Here is a 15,824-nt window from a genome sequence, read left to right on the forward strand (position 1 = left end):
TCTCAGGGCGTCTGCTCTCGCCATCCGTGGCGGCCTTCCCGGTGGCCAGCCGGTGGCCGGATGCCTTTGGGCGGTGCGGCATCAGGTGGCATGGGTCAACCTGTTGCATGTGCTCTGATCAGGCACAACGTCACTACGCGGCACGGCGGAACACCACGCAACACGATGGCTCATGGTCTCGTAATGCGTAGGTCTCGGGTTCGAATCCCGAAGGCGGCTCTGTGGAAGCCTCAGGACTCACTCGCCGTGACCTGGGGCTTTTGCTTTTTTCGGATACGGCGGCGGCGCTGAGCGCGGGCCGCGCGGCGGTCCCCAGTCTCAGTTTTAGTCTCAGTTGCGGGTGCGGGGGCAACTTTTGGGGCGAGCAGGAACGTGTCTCCCAAGCGGCTGTGCGTCGTGATGCGTGGGTCGAAGGTTTGGTTTCTGTGACGAGATCGACGACCTAACGCTCTGAACTGGTTAATTCCTTGCTCCTGGAGCACGGATCATGGTGGCGTAAAGGGTTCCGGTGGACAGCGGTGGACTGCCGTGAGTGACACTCCATCAGGAGACTCTCGCTGCCCCTGGCCGACGGGCGAAATCCACCGGTCTCCGATCGGACGATCGGCGTCGCCGGGTCTGTCCGGTCCTGACCGCTCCCTGGGCCGGCTCGGATCCTGGCGATGATTGGTCGTGAGTGCGCGCGGTATCCGATCGGGGCAAGGGCATCGAAGGAGCGGATGCTGCGATGCGTGCGGGAGTGGCGTCCGTTTCGGAGCGAGATCAACTCTTCAGGTTCGGTGCTCTCGACGCCTCCGGATCTCACGGCGCGCGGCCTGTCGTCGCGCCGGGCGCCGGAGCGGCAAACGGGAACTAGTACGGCACAAGGTGCGCGAAGCGCGGATGTTCATGGATCTCGTGGCTTGCGCACGCCGGGCGTTGGGCGAACAGGCTGTCCACCCAACGAAGTTCGAACGCTGTGCCTGTGAGCTTCTGCAATCGCTGTACCAGGGTCTGTCCGCAGTGGAAGATGGGCACGATTTCGGCCGCGCCGCCGATGTCTGCTTTCCGCGGGGCTGCGAGGAAGCGAACGCTCACGGGCGTCCCGTCCGGCGTCCAACGTCGGCACCTATGCTCCTGGGAGTCTCTTCGGCGGGGCGCAACCGGTCGAGAACGCCCCCAACAGCCTCTGCCTGTACGCAGTTGCACCGCCGGTGTGGGGAACCGACTGGCGTTCGCCCTCGATCTGCGCGGCCCTGTCATGGTGGTCGGCACGTACTGCTCATCGAGTCCGGTCGCCATCGACGCGGCATGCGGGGGCGCTGACTCGCGGCGAGTGAGACATGGCGCCGGCGAACCCGGAAAGCGACCGAGAGGAGAAGTCGCGGTTGCCCGTGCCGACCGAGCCGAGCCCGTGGCGGTGCCGGACAACGGCTGTCTGGCCGCTGTGTGTTCGTGCGGCGTGGGCGGGGGCAAGGTCATGTCCCTCGACGTGGTGCAGGGGATCAAGCGCTATGTGTTCCGGTTCGAGGCCCATGGCGATCTGCATGGGGGTGTCAGCCGACGAAGCGTCCCGGTAAAGCGAGTTGGACAACCGATCGGGCGCAGCGACCGTCCCTGGCCTGCGGATTCCGGTTCTTTGATCCCCTGCACCACCTGGCGGGACGCCGTTGGGCCCCAATGTGTTGTACATGGTGCTTGAGGCTTGCCTCGGCCGCGGAAAGCGGTGTCGCGCAACTGGCGTCCCGTAATGGGCCTTCGGCGGCTGTTTCCTGCTGTCGGCCGACTCGTCGCGGTCGCCGGCCGGAACCGCCGCTCGTCCGGCGGACCGGCATGAGGTCGGGAGAGCGCGGACGGTACTCGACGACGTGGCGCACACGCTCGCCCTGCGGCGCCGGCGTAAAGATCCGTTCATGGTTCCCGGGCGAACAGAGACAGCAACTGTCCAGTCCTGGTAAGAAATGCGCACACTTCGGTTAAGAGGGATAGCTCCTGCGTGCCTGGTGACACGGATGCACCCGCACGGCCCGAGTGACGCTTCGGCCATCGTCATGGCCACAGGTGTGATCGTGCGTCAGTTTCTAGGAGATTTCTGCATGGCCAAGAAGGCCCACGCCGCGCCGGGACGTCCCGGACCCGCGGCAGTCAAGTCCGGCAGACGGGCCAGGGTGATCATGGCGGCGTCCACCGCTGCCGTCGCCCTCGCCGTTGTCACCGCGACCGCCAACGGCGCGGTCGCACAAGGGGGAACGCCTGGATCGGACGCACCCAAGCGAATAGGGACCGCTCCGCGCGTCCCGGCGGGTGCGACGGTGACCGGCGCGACCGCGTCGGGAACCAGGCTGCACCTCAGTGTGAACCTGGCACCGCGTGACCCGCAGTCGCTGGCGGACTTCGTCACCGCGGTGTCCACACCAGGAAACGCCCAGTACCACCACTACCTGGCCAAGGGGCAGTTCGCCTCGGTCTTCGGTCCTACGCGGGCCACCATCGCCGGGGTCTCACGGGCGTTGAAGGCGGCCGGTCTCGCTCCCGGCAAGGTCAGCCCGGACGGTCTGTCCATACCGGTCACCGCCACCGCCGCACAGGCGTCCCACGCGTTCGCCACCGGCTTCCGGAACGTCCGGCTGAAGGACGGCACCACCGACTACCTCAACACGTCGGCCCCCTCCCTGCCCGCGGACGTAGCGGCGTCGGTGACCGGTGTCGTCGGCCTGAGCAGCGTCAACACCGTCGCCGGCCATCACACCGCGGCGCGTCGCGCGAGCAGGACCGGCTCCGGCTCCGCCACCGTCTCCGGGCGCGGCTCGCGCACGGTGACCGCCAACGCGTACAGCCCGGCGCTCTGCGCCGACTTCACCGGCTCGGGCCTCACCGACGGCACCGACTACTACAGCCCCGGCAAGCTGGCCGGTACCTACGGGATGACCAGCTCCGCCACCGTGGGTGCGGGGCAGACCGTGGCCGTGTTCGAGCTGGAGAACGTCGACGCCGGCAGCATCGCCGCGTACCAGTCCTGCGTCGGCACCAGCACCTCGGTCTCCACCGTGTACGTCGATACGACGGCAGGGGCCGGCGCACCGGCCACCGACGGATCGGTCGGCGTGGAGTCCGCGCTCGACATCGACGACCTGATCGGTCTGGTTCCCGGCGCGAGCATCATCGACTACCAGGGCCCGGACGCCGCGTCCGCGACCGACCAGAACGTGCTCGACGTCTACCAGCGGATGGTCACCGACGACCAGGCGCAGGTCATCTCCACCAGTTGGGGTGAGTGCGAGGCGGTCGAGAGCAGCGCGACCGCGAACGCCGAGAACACCGTCTTCGCGGAGGCCGCCGCGCAGGGCCAGAGCGTGGTCGCCGCCTCGGGCGACGACGGCTCCAGCGACTGCTACCGCGCCACCGGCTCCACCGCCAAGGCCGTCGACGACCCCGCGAGCCAGCCCTATGTCACCGGCGTCGGCGGTACGACGATGACCGGTTCGGGCAGCAGCGCGACCCAGACGACGTGGAACAACGACACCGGCGGTACCGGTGGCGGCGTCTCCTCGCGCTGGGCTCCCGTCGTCTACCAGGGCGGTGTCGCCACCACCGCCAAGCGTGCCGTTCCGGATGTCTCCGCCCTGGCGGACCCGTACTCCGGCTACCCGATCTACCTCCAGGACGACAGCCAGTCCGCCAGCCCCCTCCCCGCCATCATCGGCGGCACCAGCGGCGCGGCCCCGACCTGGGCCGCCGCGATCGTCCAGGCCAACGCCGGCACTGCCTGCCAGGCCAACGGTCAGGTCGGCTTCCTCAACAACGCCCTCTACAAGGCCGCCCGGAGCAGCTACCCGACGAACTTCTGGGACGTCACCAGCGGCAACAACTCCACGTACGCCACCGGCTTCACGTCTGCGGCCGGTTACGACGAGGTCACCGGCCTGGGCTCGCCCAAGGAGGCCGGCCTGACCACCGCACTGTGCGCGGCCAAGGGCACGGCGGCCACGGGCGCCTCCACCTTCCACCCGCTCAGCAGCCCCAAGCGCCTGCTGGACACCCGCAACGGCACCGGCTGGGGCCTCAGTTCCATCCCGACCACCAAGCCCCTGGTCGCGGGCGGCACCGCCCCGGTCAAGATCGAGGGCGTCGGAGGGATCCCGAGCAGCGGCGTCACCGGTGTCGTGCTCAACCTCACGGTCACCGGCACCACCGGCGCGGGTTCGGTGACGGCCTGGGCCGACGGCACCACCAAGCCGTCGACCAGCAACCTCAACTGGACCGGCGCGAGCCAGACCGTCGCGGCCTCGACGACCGTCAAGGTCGCCGGTGACGGCGTGGTGGACCTCTCCACCAACAGCGCCACCCACCTGATCGCCGATGTCCAGGGCTACTACACCAGCGGCACCACCGGCTCGAAGTACACGGCGCTGGCCCCGGCCCGCCTGCTGGACACCCGCTCCAAGGTCGGCATCTCCACCACCACCAAGATCTCCAACGCGGTGGTCAGCCTCAAGGTCCGCGGCCACGGCGGCGTACCGACCGGCGCCACCTCCGTGGTGCTCAACCTGACGGCGACCCAGACCGTCGGCGGCGGCTACCTGGAGGCCTACCCCGAAGGCGCCACCCGCCCGACCGCCTCCAACGTCAACTGGTCGGCCACCGGGACGACCATCCCCAACCTCGTGGTCGTGCCGATCGCGAGCGACGGCAACGTCAGCATCTACGTCCACGGCACCAGCCACGTCATCGCCGATGTCTCCGGCTACTTCTCCACCAGCGGCTCGACCTTCGACACGGTCACCCCGCTGCGCCTCCTGGACACCCGCAAGACGGCCGCCCTGGGCTCGGGCAAGACCCTGGCCCTGCAGATCTCCGGCGCCGACGGCATCCCGGCCGGCCTCAAGGCAGTCGTACTCACCGTCACCGTCACCGGTACCACCGGCAGCGGCTACCTCACCGCCTTCGCCGACGGCGGCAGTCGCCCGACGGCCTCCAACCTGAACTGGGTGAAGGGCAAGACGATCTCCAACCAGGTGATCGCGCCGGTCGGCTCCGACGGCAAGGTGGACTTCTACACCAACAGCACGACCAACGTGATCGCGGACGTCGCCGGCTACATCGGCTGACGCGTTCCGACGCCACACCAGTGATGCCCCGTCGACCAAGTGCCGGTCGGCGGGGCATCGTTGCGCCCAGGGATGCGTGTGCTGCGCCCTACGGGCAGGTGGATGGCTTGTAGAGGTCCCACAGCGACCTCCGCTCGTCTCCCTGTCTGGTCGGCAGCGCCGCAGGCAGCCAAGCGGCGGCCCTGCTGATGGGTCAGTGACAACCTTTCCGGTGGACAGCCGGTGGACAGACGCCTTTGGACGGTGCGTCACGGGGTGGCACGGGTCAGCCTGTTGCATGAGCTCTGAACAGGCGGAACGTCACCGAGCAGCACGACCAGGCACCGCTCAACACGATCGCTCATGGTCTCGTCATGCGTAGGTCTCGGGTTCGAATCCCGAAGGCGGCTCTGTGGGAAACCCCAGGTCGATCCTTTGACCTGGGGCTTCTTGTTTTCGTTGGCCTTGGAATTCGGGCTAAACGGGTATGCGTGGTCTATGCGTCGTAATGCGTAGGTTCCAGGTTGGCGGTCGGTGGCGATTGCACCCTGCAGGGCTGTGAACCGGCCTTTTGTCGTTCGTTGTCGATCCGTCTCGGCCAGTTCGGAATGGCGTGGTGGCCATTTGGTGGCCAAGCGTGCAGCCGCCGTGCAGACCGGCTCCCGCTCAGTCGTGCAACAGGGGGCACGCAGGGGAACGGTTGTTGTGCCGACCCGGCAATCGAGTGTTCCAATGTTCCAACTGTGCCCGGGTCGGCAGAGGGCCCCTGCCGTGTCACCACGGCAGCGGGTCGGGGCGACGGTTCCACCACCAGCCGAGTGCCGAGGCTCTGTCGTCCGGACGAAGCAACTCCTTGCGGAGCAGGCCGGCGTCCTCCACGGTCAACTCGGCGAACAACGCGTCCAGGGGCCCAAGCGCGCTCTGAAGCAACGCGACTACGTTCTCGGAGAGTTGATCCCGCACCTGGTCCAGCTCGTCTCGTGCTTCCAGGCGTTCGCGGTAGAGATCGGGCGGACACCAACCGGACGGCGCCCAGTCCGATTCCAGCTGCCGGACCAGTTTCTCCCAGGCACACAGGCGATCGTTCGCCAGCCACTGCGGAGTCCCCGGGGTTCTGCTCTCCTCGGGATGGAAGCGCCGAAGGTGTGCGTCGAAGGCGGCAGCGAGCGGTGTGGCGATCGGCTGCTCGCGGACCACCTCGGGGATACGGGCCACCGGAACCTGCGGCAGCCGCGCCACGGGGGCCTCGACGGTGTCGATCGTGTAGCGCGGCTCCTCGTCGTCGGAGGCATTCAGCCGTACCCGTGTGACAAGCCCGTCCTCCGCCGCCAGCCAATAGGCACTCGGCGGGGCTTCCTCCGCCGGAAAGAGGACCAGAGCGGGTACCACCCGCGCGAAGGCGGAGGCCAGTTCACGCTCGGTGGGCTGTGGTTGCACGGAATCCTGGACGTAGATGTCCAGGGACGTGGAGACATCGCCCGACACCATCGTCTTCTCGCACAGCACCAGGGCATCCCAGTTGCGCAGGTCCTGGTCGGTGTCCTCGTCGGCGACGTCCACGTCCCGCACGCTCACGCGCAGGCACCGCGCGAGTGCCGCGGCGACGGTGTCGAGGTGGAGCGATTCCACGGTGAGGAGGTTGTACGTCATCGATAGGTCCCGTTGTAGATGGCCAGGGCCTTCTCTACGATGCCCGGGTTGTTTGTGAAGCGGGGGTTCCTGGTCAACTGCGGCGCAGCGCTGAGGTCACCCTTGGCCTTGACGATCTGCTGCAGGGCGGCGTACTCGTTCGCGTCGAGCTTGGCGATGCCCGTGCCGCTGTCCGGATAGGCCCTTCCAGTGTCCTCGACGCCGTACGTGCGTCCGTTGATCTCGTAGCGGCTGATGGCCTTGTTGTAGGTGGCCTTGCCGGCGGCGATGTCGGCGATGTCTTGGTTGACGTCCTTTTCGTAGCCGCGAAGGATGATGCTGCTCACCTTCTTGACCTCGCCACCGCCCGCCCCCGAGACCGTATGCCGGGGATTCGGGGGCTTGAGGTCCTTGCCGGCTGCGGGTCCCTCGACACTGCTCACCGAGGACCAGGGGCCCTTTCCAGGGCCGGTACCCGCACCGTCGCCGGAACCGCTGACTCGCATCGCGTACGCATCACTGCTCGCGAGGTCACCAGAGACTCCCGAGAGGTCGCCCGGGACTCCGGCGAGAGCCATGCGCGGTCCCCCGAGGCCGACGTCGATGCCGTCGAAGAAACTGGAGAACCCGCCGGCCCTGGCAGCCTGGTAGGTGGCGCCGGCTCCGCCGAGGAGACCACCGGTCAGCGCGCCGTACACCCCGGCATCCTGGGCCTCGTCGAGGTTGAGGCCGCCCTGCTGCTCGCCGGTTGCCATGGCGATGGGCTGGGTGACGGCGAGGTCCACGGTGACGGACTCGATGCCGGCGAAGGCGGCGGTGGCCAGGGTGGTGCCGGCGATGGTGGCGATCTCGGTGGAGACGGCGACGCCGAGGGTGCCGGCGAGTTCGGTGACTGTCGCCGCGGCCGCGAGGGCGGCGCCTTCTGAGATGCCCGCGGTGAAGACGGCCAGGGCGGTGCCCACGGCGATGGTCGCGCCGACGATCTCCAGCTCGTGTTCGAGCTTCTTCTTGGCTCCGTGTACGGCGTCGGCGTACGCGTCCAGGGCCTTGGCCATGGCGCGGGCGCCGTCGGCGAGGTCCTGGAGCCAGCCCTTCTTGTCGTGGTAGTAGCGGCGCCAGTACGGGGCAGCGCGTGTGGCAATCGTCGATTTGGTCTGAACCAAAAAGCGCTTCCAGGTTGAGTGATTGCTGAGAAGCGTTGCCTGCTGAGGTTGAACTCGCAGTGGCGGCTCAGTGGGTCCTCCGGCACCCAGGGGCAATCCGGTCTCGGTGAGCCAGCCATCGATCAGCTCTGCCCGGTACGGGATCTTCTTGAGCCTGTGCTTCATGACGCCGAGCAGATGATCGAGGCCGGCGGCCGCGAAGTTGGACAGGCCCCGATCGACCAACGACCAGACGCCGTCCTGCGGATGGAACTCAGGAGCATGCGACGGCAACCGGAACACCGTCAGCCACTCCTCGCTCTCCACGCGGAACAGTGCGAGCTCCTCGGCGAGATGGACGGTGGGACTGCCCCGAGCCGAGACCACAGGGGCCTTGGGCTGGTTGACACGAGGGCAATCCCGGTCGGCATCGTGGCCGGTCAGTCCTGCCGAGCCCGTGCCACCACGACGGCCCCCAGTGCCGCCACCGCGGCCGTGGCCAGCAGCGCGTACTGCATTCCGTCGAGGAACACCGACTGGCCGACCTGCTCCAGCACACCGTGGGCGGCCGTGCCGGTGCCGAGGTCGGGCGGCAGCCCGACGGCCGCGGACCGTACGGCCTCCTCGGTCCGGTCCGACGGCAGCGTGACTCCGGCGGCCGCGAGCCGGGACGGCAACCGGTCCGCCGTGTACGTCATGACGATGGCGCTGACGACCGCGATGCCAAGGCTGCCCCCGACCTGCATGGCCGTCTGCTGTATCCCGCCGGCCACCCCGGACAGCTCCTTCGGGGCGTTGCTCAGGACGAGTTTCGTACCACCCACCATGACCGGGCTGAAGCCGAGGCCCAGCAGCAGGAAGCACAGGATCAGCTGCGGAGTGCCGGAGTCCGCGTCGAGTCCGGCCAGGGCGCACATCGACATCGCGATGACGGTCAGTCCGACGGCCACCGGGATCCGCGGGCCCGCCCTGCCGATCCACATCGCCGCGGGTGGTGCACCCACGATCATCAGCAGCGTCATGCTCAGGACCCGGACACCGGATTCGGAGGGCGAGAGACCGAGCACGTTCTGCAGGTAGAAGATCAGCACGAAGGGTGCGCCGACCATCACGCATCCCATCACGGCCATCGTGACGACACCCGAGGTGAACGGCGCCGAGCGGAACAGTCGCAGCGGCACCAGGGGGTCCGTATTGCGCCTCTCCCACGCGACGAAGGCGGCGCCGAGCACCGCACCCGCCGCGAGGTAGTACAACGCCTCCGGAGCGGTCCAGCCCGCGTCCGCCATCACGGCCAGGCCCCACACCAGCGAACCCAGGGCACCGGCCACCAGCAGCATGCCGACGAGGTCGAGGCGGCCGCCCGCGGCCTCCTTGCGCACGTCGCTGAGGACGGTGACGCCCAGCACCAGGGCAATGGCACCCAGCGGAACGTTGAGAAAGAACACCCAGCCCCAATAGGCGTGTTCGACGAGCAGACCGCCGACCACCGGACCGGCGGCGGTGGAGGCGGCGATGACGGCGCTGCGCACCGCGATGGGCTGATTGAGTCGATCCTCCGGGAACGCGCTACGCAGCAGCCCCAGAGTGGCGGGCTGCATCAGCGCGCCGAAGACGCCCTGCACCGCGCGCAGGGCGACCACCCAGCCCAGACTGGAGGACAGGCCGATGGCCACCGACGACGCGGTGAAACCCAGCGCCCCCACCAGGAACACCGTGCGGTGTCCGAAGCGGTCACCGAGCCGGCCCGCAGTGATCAGGAGCACGGCCACGGCCAGGAGGTAGGCGTCGGTGACCCACTGGATGCCAGTGAGATCCGTGTGCAGGTCCGCCTGCATGACCGGCTGGGCGACCGTGACGATCGTCGTGTCCAGCGAGACCATCATCGCGCCGACGGACAAGGTGAGGACGGTCAGCCAGGGATGACCGCGCAGGCCTCGCCGGGTGGCTTCTGCCGTGGTGTGCGGTCGGTTCACGTCGCGGCTCCGGGCAGCTCCACGGTTGCGGACTTCGGCTCGGGGCGGTCGGTGTGGCCGACGTCGTCGGCGGGCTTCCAGCCGGGCGGGCCGAAGACGTAGCGTAGCTTGTGCCCGAACGTCTTGGCCTGACGCACGTCCCGCACCATGGTGGCGAACTCGTGCAGCTGTATCTTCCAAATACTGAAGCTCTCCAGCTGCTTGGTCAGGCCGTACGTCGGCCGGTGCAGCTCAGGCTGGAAGGTGCCGAAGACCCGGTCCCAGATGATGAGGATGCTGCCGAAGTTCTTGTCCAGGTACTCCGGGTCGTTTCCGTGGTGGACCCGGTGGTGCGAGGGCGTCACGAAGACGTACTCGATGGGCCGCGGCAACTTGCGGATCTTCTCGGTGTGCGCGAACAGTCCCCACAGCAGGTGCACCGAGTGCATGGTGAACACCAGGGCGGGGTGGACGCCGAGGAGCGGCAGCGGCAGCCAGATCATCTTCTCGAACCACTGCGCCCACTTGCGGCGCAGCGCGGTGGACAGGTTCAGGTACTGGCTGGAGTGGTGGACCTGGTGACCGGCCCAGATCAGTCGGACGGCATGCGCGGCCCGGTGGTACCAGTAGAGCAGGAACTCGACGCCCCAGAAGACGATGAACCACGTCGTCCAGGCCGTCGACGACAGATGCCACGGCGCCACGTACTCGTAGACCAGGAGGTACAGCGCCAGCGCCACGGTGCGCAGCAAGGTGGACGAGACCAGCGCTCCGAGGCCGGTGATGACGCTCGCTCGGTGGTCCCGAAGCTCGTAGCCCTGCCGTCCGTCCGGGTCGTCACCGAACTTGATCGCCAGCAGCTCAATGACGATCAGCAGCGCCATCGCGGGCATCGCGTACACCGCGGGGTCATGCAGCCGGTCGATCACCTTGTCGAGCATCAGGCCACTCCTCGATTGATCCGTGCCAGGCCTGTCGTATGTGATCCGTTGAGAACCACGGAACTGCCCGAGCGTTTACGAAGCGTAATTCGGGGTTCTTAAAACTGGCTTATGAACTTCTTGCGGACATCGGGCAACGGTTTTTAAATCCGATTCTCGTCGAGCAGTTCAACCAGTCATTAAGGGAAGATTAAGCGGAATTCCCTATGCTCCAACTCCGGGCGGTCCGCGGTCGTATGCCGAGAGCCGCGGGGGCCATTGTGAGTTGGGAGCGGGGTAGTCATGAGCAGGATTCACGTCGTCGTCCGGAGAACGCGGGCCACGACACATGAGCGCCCCGTGCGTGCGCTGGCCCTGCACGGACTGGCAGCCACCAGCACCACCTGGAATTCGTACCAGCAGCATGTCGCGCCCGACGTCGAGTTGTGGACCGCGGAGCTGCCCTGGGGGCAGGTCGGCGCACCGGCGTGGAGCCTGCCGGGCGGCGACCCGGCGGACTGGATCGGCGCGGCGATGGACGGCGTGCCCGGGGGCGTCGACGTCCTGATCGCCCACTCCTACTCCGCGCTCCTGGCGCTGGAACACCTGGCCGCCGTGCCCCCGCAGGCCCGCCCCGCTGCACTCGTGGTGGTGTCGCCCTTCCACCGGCGCGACCCGGCGGACTTCCACTGGGACACCGCGCGGCACTATCTGAGCATCTTCCAGGACGTGTTCGACGAGGCGCTGAGCCTCGCCTCGGCGCGCCCGCTGGACCCCGGGATGCGGCACGACATGGCCCTGCTGGTACGCGACCGGGTCGGCCCCTACGGCTGGCTCCGCTTCTACGACAGCTACCTGCGCAGCCCTTTCCTCGACACCGCCGCACTCAACCTGCCGGTCCTCGCCGTGGCCGGCCGTGACGACCGGTTCGCGCCGCCGGAGGACGCCGTAGCCCTGGCTGAGACGTTGCCCTGCGGGCGGCTGCGTCTACTCGACGACTGCGGGCACTTCCCGATGGCTGAGCAGCCGCGCGAGTTCGCCGACGCGGTCAACGCGTTCGTGAGCGAGTCCGTCACCTCCGCGGAGGTGAGCTGAACATGGCGGTCGACACGATCCCCGAGGTCCATGTCACCGGGCTCGGTGCGGTCAGTTGCCTCGGCACGGGGGTGGACGCGTTCTGGGCCGGGCTGACCTCGGCGGCCCCCCGCCCGACCCCGGTGGCCGGGCTCACCGACCGGGTGCCCGACATCCTCGCCTACCAGGTGCCGGACGGGCCGGAGCTGTCACCGAGGGCCGGTGAGCCGCACGGCCAGGTCACCCGGCTCGCGCTGCACGCGGCCCGGCAGGCCATGGCAGACGCGGGGCTGAGCGAGGACGAGACCGCCGACATGGCTGTGGTCATCGGCACCGCAGCCGGTGAGAGCGGCGAGCGCGACGGCCTGTCGTCCCCGGCGGCCGGATGGGCGCCGGTGTTCCGGCTCGCCTCCGAGGTCGGCGGCGAACTCGGTGCGTTCGGCACCAACATCAACGTCAGCAACGCCTGTGCCGCCAGCGGATACGCCCTGTCGGTCGCCATGGACATCGTGCGCCGCGGCGAGGCCGACACCGTGCTGGTCGGGGGTGCGGAGGCGCTGTCCTGGGCGCCGTTGGCCAGTTTCAGCCGGCTCGGGGCGAACGACCCCGAGCTGTGCCGTCCGTTCGACACCGACCGCCGGGGCACCGTGTTCGGGGAGGGCGCGGCGATGCTCGTCGTGCAGTCCGCGCGGGCCGCGGCGGGCAGGCCGTCGTACGGCCGACTGCGCGGCACCGGCTGGAGCTGCGACGCCCATCACCTCACCGCCCCCGACCCGGCGGGCGACCAGCCCTTGCGGGCCGCCCGCGAGGCCTTGCGGGAGGCGGCGGACAGTGCCGAGGACATCGGCTGCGTGGTGCCGCACGGCACGGGGACCGAGTACAACGACGTGCTGGAGACCCGAGTGCTGCGTGAGGTGCTCGGCGAACACCTGGAGCGGGTACCGCTGTTCAGCCTGAAGGCGTTCATCGGACACACCGCGGGTGCGGCCGCCGCGTTCGCCGTCGTGGCCGCCGCCCTGATGTGCCGGCACGCGCTCGTCCCCGCGAACATCGCCCCGCAACGGCAGGACCCCGCGTGCCCGGTGTGGCTGCCGCGGACCGGCCCCGTACGGCTGGAGCGGCCCCGGATCCTGCTCAACGCCTACGCGTTCGGCGGTAGCAACGTCTCGCTGGTGTTCGGGGGTGAGACGCGGTGACCGCCCGTGACACCGTGGCCGAGGCAACGGTCACCGGCGCCGGTCTCGTCGTACCGCCCGTGCCACTTCCGCCTGACGCGCAGTGGTTCGACCACCGCACCCGGCTGGGGCGCGGCTACCGATACCTGCCGGAGGCCTGCCACTACCTGCTGGCAGCCGCCCGGGAGGCGCTGGCCGAAGCGGAACCCGAGCAGCACGCCGAAGAGCGGCGCGGCATCGTGGTCGGCACCAACAGCGCCGTGACCGCACTGCACGCGGACATCGCAGGGGCCGTACGCGCCGGAGGTTTCGACACGCTCAGCCCCATGACCGTGCCCTTCTTCTCGGTGAATCTCATCGCCGCCAAGCTGTCCACCGAACACCGGTTCAAGGGCTTCAACCTGACCGTGAGTTCACCCCGCGTGGCCGGTCTGGAAGCGGTGTACCTGGCCGCCCGCGCGCTGTCCGCCGGGCGCGGCGACCTGGTCCTCGCGGGGGCCACCGAGGCACCCGACCCGCGGGCCGGCGACGCCGTACCCGAGTCGGGGGCCGCGCTGCTGCTCCTGCGGCCCCGGACCGCCGACGCCCCCGGACCCGTCGTACGGACCGCGCTGCGCTTCCTGCCGCCCCGGGCCGCCGCCACCCCGGCCGGGCGCGAGCGGGCCGGGCGCGCGGTACGGGCCGCGCTGGACGGGGTGTGCCCGGCGCGCCCGCTGTCCCTGCACCTGGTGGCCGACGATTCGCCCACGGCGCGCACGGCCGCGGAGGCGGTGCGTGCCTGGTGCGCCGGTACGACCGTGGTGACGGATGCGGCCGGCCCGGCCCGGGCGGGCGCACTGGCCCCGCTTGAGCTGCTCGCCCGCGCCCTGCGGCCGGACCGACCGGGCCCCGAGGCCGTGGTCGTCGCCTGCCGGGAAGGCAACCTCGCCTTCGCCGCCATCGACGTCCGTTGAGACCCGTGGAAGCCCTTCCCACCGACCCGTCCACCGAGCAAGAGGAAAGCATGCTGTCATCCGTCAAGGGATCGTGGTGCCTGATACTCGGCGCCTCCAGCGGCATGGGCCGGGCCACCGCCCTCGGCCTGGCCCGCGAGGGCGCCAACGTCTTCGGCGTCTACTTCGGCACCACCGCCCAGCAGGAGGAGGCCGATGCGCTCGTCGAGGAACTGCACGCCCTCGGCGTCCGGACCTCGTTCCACAACCTGAACGCCGCGAAGGCGCAGACGCGTACCGAGGTCGTCGAGCGACTGGCCCAACTGACCGGCCCCGACGGAGTGCGGGTGCTGCTGCACTCGCTCGCGTTCGGCAGTCTGCTCCCGTTCATCGCGCAGGAGGGACAACCGGACGTCATCACGCCCCGGCAGATGGACATGACGGTCGACGTCATGGGCCACAGCCTCGTCTACTGGGTGCGCGATCTGTACACCGCGGGCCTGCTGACCCGCGGTTCCAAGGTGTTCGCGTTGACCAGCCGCGGCGACGCCCGGGTCATGCCGAGCTACGGAGCGGTGTCCGCCGCGAAGTCCGCCCTCGTCTCCCATGTCCGGCAGCTGGCCGTGGAACTGGCGCCCTCGGGCATCGCCGTGAACGCCCTGCGCGCCGGACTCACCATGACCCCGGCCCTGGTCCGCATCCCCAACAGCGACGTCCTGGCCGATCGGGCCCGCGGGGCGAACCCGCACGGCCGGATCACCACGACCGAGGACGTCGCCGAAGCCGTCGTCATGCTGTCCGCCAGTGACTCCTCCTGGGTCACCGGCAACGTCATCGACGTCGACGGCGGCGAAGGCCTCGTCTGACCGACCGGCCCCGCTGTCCCCGACCCTGCCCAGTACCCACGACGGAGGAACCGCCATGCCCGAACTCACCACCCCCCTCGACCTGGAAGACCTGCGCGCCACCATCGCCGAGGTCATCGACGTCGACGTCGCCGAGGTCACCGACACCGCGGACTTCAAGGAGACGCTCGACGTCGACTCCCTGCTGGCGCTGGAGATCCTGGTGACCCTGGAGCGCAAGTACGGTGTGAAGCTGACCGAGTCGAACCTGCAGCAGGTGCGCTCGCTGCAGGAGACCTACGCGCTGCTCGCCGAGCAGTTCGAGGCGTCCTCATGACAGCCGGCACCCGCACGGCCCTGGTCACCGGCGGCTCCCGCGGCATCGGCCGCGCGGTGGTCGAGCGCTTCCTGGCCGACGGATACGACGTCGGTTACTGCCACCGCACCCCGTTCGCCGGAGCCGCCGAGCTCGAGGAGCTCGCCGAGAAGCACGGAGTGCGGGTACACGGGGCTGTGGTGGACGTGACGGACCAGGCCACGGTGTGCGCCTGGCTGGAGGAGACCGAGGAACGTCTCGGCGCACTCGACGCGTTGGTGACCAACGCCGGAATCATCCGGGACATGCCCCTGGCCGTGATGGACCGGGAACACTGGGACGCCGTCGTCGACACCAACCTCACGGGGACGTTCACCGTGTGCCGGGCGGCGATCATGGCGATGATGCGCCGCCGCCGGGGCGCGATCGTCAACGTGTCGTCCGTGGCCGGCCTGCGCGGCAACGCCTCGCAGACCAACTACGCGGCCTCGAAGGCCGGGATCGTCGGCTTCTCCAAGTCGCTGGCCAAGGAAGTGGCCCGGTTCGGCATCCGCGCCAACGTGGTGGCGCCGGGACTCATCGAGACGGACATGACAGCCGGCCTGGACAAGAAGGCCCACCGAAGGATCGTTGCCGGCATCCCGCTGCGGCGGATCGGCACGGCGGACGAGGTGGCCGACGCGGTCGCCTTCCTCGCCTCGGACCGTGCCGCCTACATCACGGGCCAGGTCATCCAGATCGACGGCGGAATCGGCATCTGAGGGAGCACA

General features: G+C 69.2%; 12 protein-coding genes. 8 read left to right on the top strand and 4 right to left on the bottom strand.

Annotation, left to right across the window (positions count from 1 at the left end; translation table 11 throughout):
* Positions 1 to 1,036: 1,036 nt before the first annotated feature.
* Together OG588_RS27860 and OG588_RS27865 are read left to right on the top strand one after the other, a co-directional pair.
* A complete protein-coding gene (locus OG588_RS27860; RefSeq protein ID WP_405953231.1) occupies positions 1,037 to 1,681 on the top strand; it encodes a beta-ketoacyl synthase N-terminal-like domain-containing protein in 645 nt (214 codons plus the stop codon).
* A gap of 394 nt (positions 1,682 to 2,075) precedes the next feature.
* Positions 2,076 to 5,087, top strand: a complete 3,012-nt coding sequence (locus OG588_RS27865) for a protease pro-enzyme activation domain-containing protein (protein WP_405949681.1) — start codon at positions 2,076 to 2,078, stop codon at positions 5,085 to 5,087.
* Positions 5,088 to 5,840: 753 nt separating this feature from the next.
* Here the strand turns inward: OG588_RS27865 and OG588_RS27870 are convergent.
* From OG588_RS27870 to OG588_RS27885, 4 genes are all read right to left on the bottom strand, one after another.
* On the bottom strand, positions 5,841 to 6,716 hold the full coding sequence (locus OG588_RS27870; protein WP_405949682.1) for a hypothetical protein: 876 nt from the start codon (positions 6,714 to 6,716) through the stop codon (positions 5,841 to 5,843).
* The gene (locus tag OG588_RS27875; RefSeq protein ID WP_405949683.1) at positions 6,713 to 8,164 is read right to left on the bottom strand and encodes a hypothetical protein; all 1,452 of its coding nucleotides are present in this window, start codon (positions 8,162 to 8,164) and stop codon (positions 6,713 to 6,715) included. The genes OG588_RS27870 and OG588_RS27875 overlap by 4 nt, the downstream gene beginning before the upstream one ends.
* A 113-nt stretch (positions 8,165 to 8,277) precedes the next feature.
* The gene (locus OG588_RS27880; RefSeq protein WP_405949684.1) at positions 8,278 to 9,813 is read right to left on the bottom strand and encodes a DHA2 family efflux MFS transporter permease subunit; all 1,536 of its coding nucleotides are present in this window, start codon (positions 9,811 to 9,813) and stop codon (positions 8,278 to 8,280) included.
* Positions 9,810 to 10,733, bottom strand: a complete 924-nt coding sequence (locus OG588_RS27885) for a sterol desaturase family protein (RefSeq protein ID WP_405949685.1) — start codon at positions 10,731 to 10,733, stop codon at positions 9,810 to 9,812. The genes OG588_RS27880 and OG588_RS27885 overlap by 4 nt, the downstream gene beginning before the upstream one ends.
* 282 nt (positions 10,734 to 11,015) lie before the next feature.
* On the opposite strand from OG588_RS27885, the gene OG588_RS27890 reads away from it, so the two are divergent.
* From OG588_RS27890 to fabG, 6 genes are read left to right on the top strand one after another with little or no spacing between them, the layout of a single operon-like run.
* Positions 11,016 to 11,807 (top strand): alpha/beta fold hydrolase, encoded by a 792-nt coding sequence (locus OG588_RS27890; protein WP_405949686.1) that lies wholly within the window; start codon positions 11,016 to 11,018, stop codon positions 11,805 to 11,807.
* A gap of 2 nt (positions 11,808 to 11,809) precedes the next feature.
* On the top strand, positions 11,810 to 12,982 hold the full coding sequence (locus OG588_RS27895) for a beta-ketoacyl-[acyl-carrier-protein] synthase family protein (RefSeq protein WP_405949687.1): 1,173 nt from the start codon (positions 11,810 to 11,812) through the stop codon (positions 12,980 to 12,982).
* A complete protein-coding gene (locus OG588_RS27900) occupies positions 12,979 to 13,914 on the top strand; it encodes a beta-ketoacyl synthase N-terminal-like domain-containing protein (protein ID WP_405949688.1) in 936 nt (311 codons plus the stop codon). The genes OG588_RS27895 and OG588_RS27900 overlap by 4 nt, the downstream gene beginning before the upstream one ends.
* 50 nt (positions 13,915 to 13,964) lie before the next feature.
* A complete protein-coding gene (locus OG588_RS27905) occupies positions 13,965 to 14,759 on the top strand; it encodes an SDR family oxidoreductase (RefSeq protein ID WP_405949689.1) in 795 nt (264 codons plus the stop codon).
* 55 nt (positions 14,760 to 14,814) lie between these two features.
* Positions 14,815 to 15,075, top strand: a complete 261-nt coding sequence (locus tag OG588_RS27910; RefSeq protein WP_405949690.1) for an acyl carrier protein — start codon at positions 14,815 to 14,817, stop codon at positions 15,073 to 15,075.
* A complete protein-coding gene (fabG, locus tag OG588_RS27915; protein ID WP_405949691.1) occupies positions 15,072 to 15,815 on the top strand; it encodes a 3-oxoacyl-[acyl-carrier-protein] reductase in 744 nt (247 codons plus the stop codon). The genes OG588_RS27910 and fabG overlap by 4 nt, the downstream gene beginning before the upstream one ends.
* Positions 15,816 to 15,824 lie beyond the last annotated feature (9 nt).

This window comes from Streptomyces prunicolor (genome assembly GCF_045162825.1).
GTDB lineage: Bacteria > Actinomycetota > Actinomycetes > Streptomycetales > Streptomycetaceae > Streptomyces > Streptomyces prunicolor.

What these genes read in the sequence shown, in the direction of transcription:
- OG588_RS27860 (WP_405953231.1), top strand. Translation starts at nt 1,037, where the DNA reads ATGTCTGCTTTCCGCGGGGCTGCGAGGAAGCGAACGCTCACGGGCGTC.
- OG588_RS27865 (WP_405949681.1), top strand. Translation starts at nt 2,076, where the DNA reads ATGGCCAAGAAGGCCCACGCCGCGCCGGGACGTCCCGGACCCGCGGCA.
- OG588_RS27870 (WP_405949682.1), bottom strand. Translation starts at nt 6,716, where the DNA reads ATGACGTACAACCTCCTCACCGTGGAATCGCTCCACCTCGACACCGTC.
- OG588_RS27885 (WP_405949685.1), bottom strand. Translation starts at nt 10,733, where the DNA reads ATGCTCGACAAGGTGATCGACCGGCTGCATGACCCCGCGGTGTACGCG.
- OG588_RS27890 (WP_405949686.1), top strand. Translation starts at nt 11,016, where the DNA reads ATGAGCAGGATTCACGTCGTCGTCCGGAGAACGCGGGCCACGACACAT.
- OG588_RS27895 (WP_405949687.1), top strand. Translation starts at nt 11,810, where the DNA reads ATGGCGGTCGACACGATCCCCGAGGTCCATGTCACCGGGCTCGGTGCG.
- OG588_RS27905 (WP_405949689.1), top strand. Translation starts at nt 13,965, where the DNA reads ATGCTGTCATCCGTCAAGGGATCGTGGTGCCTGATACTCGGCGCCTCC.
- OG588_RS27910 (WP_405949690.1), top strand. Translation starts at nt 14,815, where the DNA reads ATGCCCGAACTCACCACCCCCCTCGACCTGGAAGACCTGCGCGCCACC.
- fabG (WP_405949691.1), top strand. Translation starts at nt 15,072, where the DNA reads ATGACAGCCGGCACCCGCACGGCCCTGGTCACCGGCGGCTCCCGCGGC.